1 protein-coding gene is annotated in these 580 nt (G+C 46.9%); it reads right to left on the bottom strand.

Annotated features, from left to right (window positions below):
- Positions 1-579: IS91 family transposase (locus tag GKS34_RS23215; protein ID WP_438834612.1), on the bottom strand; the 579-nt coding region annotated here is incomplete at its 3' end.
- Position 580 lies beyond the last annotated feature (1 nt).

Genomic DNA, 580 nt, shown 5'->3' on the forward strand with positions numbered 1-580 from the left:
GACAGTACTCAATGCTCTTTTTGGAAAGAGGTATTTGTTTTTATACCTGCAGTTTTTCCATTTACCTGAAGGTGTGATTCCTCCTCCCGGGACGATACAGTGAAGATGAGGGTGGATCCAGAGTTGTTGCCCCCATGTATGTAGAATGGCTACCATTCCTGTTTTGGCTCCCAGGTATTTGGTGTCAGCAGCAAATTTGCTGATGGTAAGCCAGCAGGCGGAGAACAGAGCGGTATATATTTCCTTGTCGTAATGGGGCAATAATTCATTGAATGCATGGGGTAATGTGAAGACAATATGGTAGTAGGGAACGGGAAGAAGTTCGCTCTCCCGGTCCAATATCCATTTTTCACGGTTAGTGACCTGGCACTTGGGGCAATGCCGGTTGCGACAAGAGTTATAACTGATCGTTTCTACGCCACAGCTTTTGCACACGCTACGATGCCCCCCCAGGGCTCTGGTTCTACATATCGAAATTGCATTCAGGGTCTTTTTGACCTGAACGGGAGGATCGAATTTCTCCTGAAAACTCCCTCCATGAATTCGGATAATATCGGCTAGCTCATGTTCAGGCTTCAGG

Source organism: Cyclobacterium jeungdonense, assembly GCF_010994275.1.
Lineage (GTDB): Bacteria > Bacteroidota > Bacteroidia > Cytophagales > Cyclobacteriaceae > Cyclobacterium > Cyclobacterium jeungdonense.